Here is a 5,914-nt window from a genome sequence, read left to right as displayed (position 1 = left end):
GCCATGTGCAGCCGCCAACGCAGGCTTTGCCCTCAAAAACTCAGCCGCACCGCCAGTGCCGCCAGGGTCACCAGCAATACGGGCACCGTCAACAATACGCCTACCTTGAAGTAATACCCCCAGCCGATGGTCACGCCCTTGCGCGCCAGCACATGCAGCCACAACAGCGTGGCCAGGCTGCCGATCGGGGTGATCTTCGGCCCCAGGTCGCAGCCGATCACGTTGGCATAGATCATCGCTTCGCGCACCACACCCTGCGCCTCGCTGGCATGAATCGACAGCGCCCCGATCAGCACGCTGGGCATGTTGTTCATGACCGACGACAGCAGCGCCGCAATCAGGCCGGTCCCCAGCGAGGCTGCCCATAGCCCGTGCCCGGCCAGCCAGCTCAGCACATTGCCGAGCGAGTCGGTGAGGCCGGCATTGCGCAAGCCGTAGACCACCAGGTACATCCCCAACGAAAACACCACGATCTGCCACGGTGCCTCGCGCAGCACGCGGCGGGTGGAGATCACATGGCCCCGGGCGGCAACGGCGAACAGTACCGCCGCGCAGGCTGCGGCCACGGCACTGACCGGGATGCCCATGGGCTCGAGCACGAACAGGCTGGCCAGCAATGCCAGCAGCACCGCCCAGCCGACACGGAACGTTGCGCGGTCGCGTACGGCCATGGCCGGCACCTTGAGGTCCTCGGTGGCATAGCGCAGCGCAATGTCGCGGCGAAAATACAGCCACAGCACCAGCAGCGTGGCTGCCACTGCTACCAGGTTCACCGGCACCATCACCGCGGCATAGGCGTTGAACCCCAGATCGAAGTAGTCCGCCGAGACGATGTTCACCAGGTTGGATACCACCAGCGGCAGGCTGGCGGTGTCGGCGATGAAGCCTGCACCCATGACGAAGGCCAGGGTCGCCGCCGGGGAGACGCGCAGCGCCAGCAGCATCGACATGACGATCGGGGTGAGGATCAGCGCCGCGCCGTCATTGGCGAACAGCGCCGACACCGCCGCGCCCAGCAGCACCATGAAGGCGAACAGGCGGCGCCCGTCCCCTCGCGCCCAGCGCGCCACATGCAGCGCCGCCCATTCGAAAAAGCCCGCTTCGTCCAGCAGCAGGCTGATGACGATCAGGGCGATGAAGGTGGCGGTGGCGTTCCAGATGATGGCCCATACCGTGGGGATGTCATGCAGCGATACCACGCCGAACACCAGGGCCAGCACGGCGCCGAGTGTGGCGCTCCAGCCAACGCCGAGGCCTTTGGGCTGCCAGATGACCAGGGTCAGGGTGAACAGGAAGATCAGAGCGGCTGGGAGCATGGAAACGCTGTCTCATCTCAGGGGAGAGGGGCAAAAGTGACTGTACACGGGCTGGCTACGCGTCGGAAAAGTTCCGGTGCAAACATGTAAGTTTCGTAAATAAGATTTAAACCCATTTGAGAATCACTATATTTACCAACCCTGTTGGCCCCCGAACAGTGTTTGCGAGGCCGGTGGGCGCGGGCCTTCCGGCTTCCTGGCAGGGATGTGCCCTTCGCTTACCCATCGCAGGAGATGTGTCAATGCAGTGCAGAACTTCACCCAACAGCCTGGCCCTGGCGTTTGTCGCGTTGGCGTCACCGGCCATGATGGCGACCGCCGCTGAAACAGTGGAGCGCAGCCCTGGTGAGGTGCTGGAAATGCCGGTGGCCGACGACGCACTGGTGATCCAGGACACCCTGGTCACTGCAGAGCGCGAGGCACGTCAGGCGCTGGGTTCGTCGATCATCACTGAAGAAGACATCAAGCGTCGCCCGCCGGCCAACGACCTGTCCGACATCATCCGTCGGGAGCCGGGGGTCAACCTGACCGGCAACAGCGCCAGTGGTGCGCGTGGCAACAACCGGCAGATCGACCTGCGCGGCATGGGCCCGGAGAACACCCTGATCCTCATCGACGGCAAACCGTCCAGCGCGCGCAACGCCGTGCGCTACGGCTGGAACGGCGACCGCGACACCCGCGGCGAAACCAACTGGGTGCCGGCCGAGGCGGTCGAGCGCATCGAAATCCTGCGCGGCCCCGCGGCGGCGCGCTACGGCTCGGGCGCCATGGGCGGGGTGGTGAACATCATCACCAAGCGGCCCACCGAGGCGTTCAAGGGCAGCCTCAACCTGTTCACGCAAATGCCGCAAGACAGTGCCGAGGGTGTCAGCCGTCGTGCCAACTTCAACCTCAGCGGTGGGCTTACCGACAACCTCGGTTTCCGTTTGTACGGTGGCCTGGCCAAGACCGACGCCGACGACCTGGACATCAACGCCGACCACGCCAACAGCGCGCTGGTCGCCGGCCGTGAGGGCGTGCGCAACAAGGACATCAACGGCCTGCTGAGCTGGCGGCTCAACGACGAGCACCGCCTCGAAGCCAGCGCCGGCTATAGCCGCCAGGGCAACCTCTATGCCGGCGACACCATGAACAGCAACGGCGGCAGCAATGTCGACCTGATCTCCAGCCTGTATGGCCACGAGACCAATGTCATGCAGCGCAACACCTATGACCTGACCCACCTTGGCGATTTCAGCTGGGGCACCAGCAAGACCAGCCTGGCTTACGAATACGTACGCAACTGGCGTCTCAACGAAGGCCTGGCCGGTGGCCCGGAAGGTGCGATCAACGACAGCGGTGCAGCCATGTCGCGGCTGCGCAACACTCGCCTGAGCAGCGAAGTGAACCTGCCGTTTGCCATGGGCAGTACTGAACATGTGCTGACCCTGGGCGGCGAGTACCTTTACGAATCGCTCAACGACCAGGGCTCGTTCCGCCCCCAGAGCTTCGACCCCAGCGGCGGTGGCAGTGACGTCATCAGTGGCTTCGACCGCAGCAACTCGAAGATGACCGCCAAGAGCTACGCGTTGTTCGTCGAGGACAACATTGTGCTGGGCGACACCACCGTCACCCCGGGCCTGCGCTTCGATCACCACGAAACCTTTGGCGACAACTTCAGCCCCAGCCTCAACCTGTCGCACAAGCTGACCGATGCGCTGTCGGTCAAGGGCGGTATCGCCCGGGCCTACAAGGTGCCGAACCTGTATCAGTCCAACCCCAACTACCTGCTCTACAGCCGTGGCAACGGCTGCAGTGTGCAGCAGAGCAACTCCGGGGGCTGCTACCTGCAGGGCAATGCCGACCTCAAGCCGGAAATCAGCGTCAACAAGGAAATCGGCCTGTTGTACGACCGCGGCACCTGGCGTACCAGCGCGACGTACTTCCGCAACGATTACAAGAACAAGATCATCGGTGACACCGATGTGCTCTACAGCATCAACAGCGGCCGCCGCGTGACCCAGTGGGAGAACGCCGGCGAGGCACGTGTGGAAGGCATCGAGGGCAACCTGTTCGTCGAACTGACCCCGGTACTGGACTGGAACACCAACCTGACCTGGATGCTCGACAACGACAACCGCGAGACGGGCGAGCCGCTGTCGGTGATCCCCGAATACACGGTCAACAGCACCCTGGACTGGCGCGCCACCGACAAGCTTTCGTTCCAGGTGGCCGGGACCTACTACGGCAAGCAGAAGTCGCCGACCTACAACTACCGCACCGAGGAGAGCTACGACGCCGAGGCGCAGCAGGATGTCGAGGCCTATGGCCTGGTGGATGTCAGCACCGGGTACAAGTTCAACGCCAACTATGACGTGCGGGTGGGCGTGAACAACGTGTTCGACAAGCAGATCTATCGCGGTGGCAATGCCAGCAGCTCGGGTGCCAACACCTACAACCAGCCGGGACGTGCGGTGTTTGCTTCCTTGAATATCTCGTTCTGATGCAGGGGCCGCGCTGCGGCCCATTCGCGGGGCAAGCCCGCTCCTGCAGATACCCCACGGGCGCAAGCGCAGTGGTGTACCTGGGGAGCGGGCTTGCCTCGATGTGACTACCAGGAAATACCCCAATGAACACTAAAACCGCCTGGTTGCAGATCCTCTCGCGCAGCAGCGCCGCGCTGTTGGGCGGCTACGCGCTTACCTATGCCGCCAGCGCCTGCCTGGCCCGGCTGTTGCCGCTGTCACCTGCCGATGCGGTCATCGTCGCGACCCTGCCGGCCTTCATTTTCTACACCGCAGCCATCCTATGGGCCTTTGCCAGCCGTGACGCGGTGCGCGCCTGGCTACCGCTGGCCCTGGCCGCGCCCCTGGCGTTGATCGGCTTCTGGCCCCAGGCGCTGGAGTGGCTGGCATGAAGAACACCTTCACTCAATCGATGGCCTGGCTGCACACCTGGGGCGGGCTGATCTTCGGCTGGCTGCTGTTCGCCATCTTCGTCACCGGCACCCTGGCGGTGTTCGACAAAGAACTGAACCACTGGATGCAGCCGGAAATCCCGGCCAGTGAAGTGACCCAGGCCGATGCCGCGCGGCGCGCCATTGCCTACCTGCAAGCCCATGAGCCGCAGGCCGGCAACTGGGGCGTCAGCCTGCCCACCGATCGTTCGCCCGGGCTGCGGGTATCTACCGGTGAGCGGCGCCATGGCGGCGGCGTGCAGCTCGACCCGCAGACGGGCGAGGCCATCGAGGTACGCGACAGTGTCGGCGGCAATTTCTTTTTCCGCTTCCATTTCACCCTCGACCTGCCGCGCAACTGGGGCATCTTCGTGGTCGGTGCACTGGCGCTGGTGATGCTGGCGGCGCTTGTCACCGGCATTGTCATCCACAAGAAGATCTTCAAGGAGTTCTTCACTTTCCGGCCGAACAAGGGCCAGCGCTCCTGGCTGGACTTTCACAACGCCAGTGCAGTGCTGTTGCTGCCGTTCCACCTGATGATCACCTACACCGGGCTGGTGATCTTCATGCTCATCTACATTCCTGCAGGTGTCGATGCGCTGTTCGCCGGGGACAACCGGGCCTACTTCAAGGCCCAGGGCAACGCCCGCCTGGAGCAGCCAAGGGGCATGGCCAGGCAGCCCGCGGAGCTGGCCGATGTGGTACCGCTACTGGCCCAGGCGCAGGCACGCTTGGGGCCCATAGGCGGTTTCAATATCCGCAATCCCAACACTGCCGGGGCACGGATCGAGGTCCGCCCTGAACTGGGTAATCGCATCGCCCTGTCCAAGGGGCAGGCCATGGTATTCGATGGTGTCAGCGGCCAGTTGCTCAGCGATGTGACCGAGTGGCGTGCGGCCCCCTTGACCCAGCGGGTCATGGTCGGCCTGCATTTTGCCCAGTTTGGCGGGTACCCGATGCGTTGGTTGTACTTCGTTTGTGGCGTCATCAGCTGCGTGATGATCGCCAGTGGCCTGGTGCTGTTTTGCGTGAAGCGTGGGCGCAAGTACGCCAGCGCCAGCGCGCAGTTGTCGGCGCGGCGTTGGTACCGGGTGGCCGAGGTGTGCAATGTCGGTTTCGTTGCCGGTTTGCTGCTGGCCTGTGCCGGCTTGCTCTGGGCCAGCCGCCTGCTGCCGGTCGAGCTGGTACAGCGCGAAGCCTGGGAGGTGCGGGCGTTCTTTGGTGTATGGCTGCTGGCGCTGTTGCATGCGGGTATCAGGCCTGCGCGCCGGGCGTGGGTGGAGCAACTGGGGCTGACGGCACTGCTGTGCATGGGCCTTGGGCTGTTCGGTGGGCTGGCGGATGCCTTGCGCCTGGGCGTGGCGGCTTGCGCACTGGTGCTGGGAGGCTTGCTCGGTTTGGTGGCTTGGCGTGTGCAGAATGCCGAGCCGGCACCGCTTGCACGCAAGGCAGGGCGCAGCGTGGAGGCAGGCGCATGATGATGCTGATCGCGGGCGGCACGCTGTTCGCCTATGCCGGCATGCTTGGCCTTTGCCAAGGCCTGGAGCGGCACTACAAGCAGGTATGGCAGCGGGCTTGCCCGCGGCCATTGCGCGTGGTGCTGCGTGGCGCTGGCTGGCTGGCACTGATGATCAGCCTGTTGCTCTGTGCCCAGGCTTGGGGC

The 5,914-nt window shown here is 64.3% G+C and carries 5 protein-coding genes; 4 read left to right on the top strand and 1 reads right to left on the bottom strand.

What is annotated here, in order from left to right:
* Positions 1-32: 32 nt before the first annotated feature.
* Positions 33-1,316: an arsenic transporter gene (locus BLX42_RS03795; protein ID WP_161871181.1), complete on the bottom strand. Its 1,284-nt coding sequence runs from the start codon at positions 1,314-1,316 to the stop codon at positions 33-35.
* Between the two features lie 242 nt (positions 1,317-1,558).
* Between BLX42_RS03795 and BLX42_RS03790 the strand changes: the two genes are divergently transcribed.
* The 4 genes from BLX42_RS03790 to BLX42_RS03775 all read left to right on the top strand — a co-directional run.
* A complete protein-coding gene (locus tag BLX42_RS03790) occupies positions 1,559-3,799 on the top strand; it encodes a TonB-dependent siderophore receptor (RefSeq protein WP_046787909.1) in 2,241 nt (746 codons plus the stop codon).
* Between the two features lie 125 nt (positions 3,800-3,924).
* Complete coding sequence (locus BLX42_RS03785) at positions 3,925-4,212, top strand: iron transporter (RefSeq protein ID WP_161871180.1); 288 nt, start codon at positions 3,925-3,927, stop codon at positions 4,210-4,212.
* Positions 4,209-5,729, top strand: a complete 1,521-nt coding sequence (locus tag BLX42_RS03780; protein ID WP_161871179.1) for a PepSY domain-containing protein — start codon at positions 4,209-4,211, stop codon at positions 5,727-5,729. The genes BLX42_RS03785 and BLX42_RS03780 overlap by 4 nt, the downstream gene beginning before the upstream one ends.
* Positions 5,726-5,914 (top strand): DUF3325 domain-containing protein (locus BLX42_RS03775; protein WP_161871178.1); only part of this gene is annotated, 189 nt, incomplete at its 3' end. The genes BLX42_RS03780 and BLX42_RS03775, both read left to right, overlap by 4 nt.

The sequence above is a fragment of the Pseudomonas sp. SG-MS2 genome (genome assembly GCF_009933855.1).
Lineage (GTDB): Bacteria > Pseudomonadota > Gammaproteobacteria > Pseudomonadales > Pseudomonadaceae > Aquipseudomonas > Aquipseudomonas putida_E.
The sequence above is the reverse complement of the archived record's forward strand: the minus strand, read 5'-3'. Positions and strand labels throughout refer to the sequence as shown.

Bases quoted from the DNA above. Each gene is read 5' to 3' on its own strand.
- BLX42_RS03790 (WP_046787909.1), top strand. From the start codon at position 1,559: ATGCAGTGCAGAACTTCACCCAACAGCCTGGCCCTGGCGTTTGTCGCG.
- BLX42_RS03785 (WP_161871180.1), top strand. From the start codon at position 3,925: ATGAACACTAAAACCGCCTGGTTGCAGATCCTCTCGCGCAGCAGCGCC.
- BLX42_RS03795 (WP_161871181.1), bottom strand. From the start codon at position 1,316: ATGCTCCCAGCCGCTCTGATCTTCCTGTTCACCCTGACCCTGGTCATC.
- BLX42_RS03780 (WP_161871179.1), top strand. From the start codon at position 4,209: ATGAAGAACACCTTCACTCAATCGATGGCCTGGCTGCACACCTGGGGC.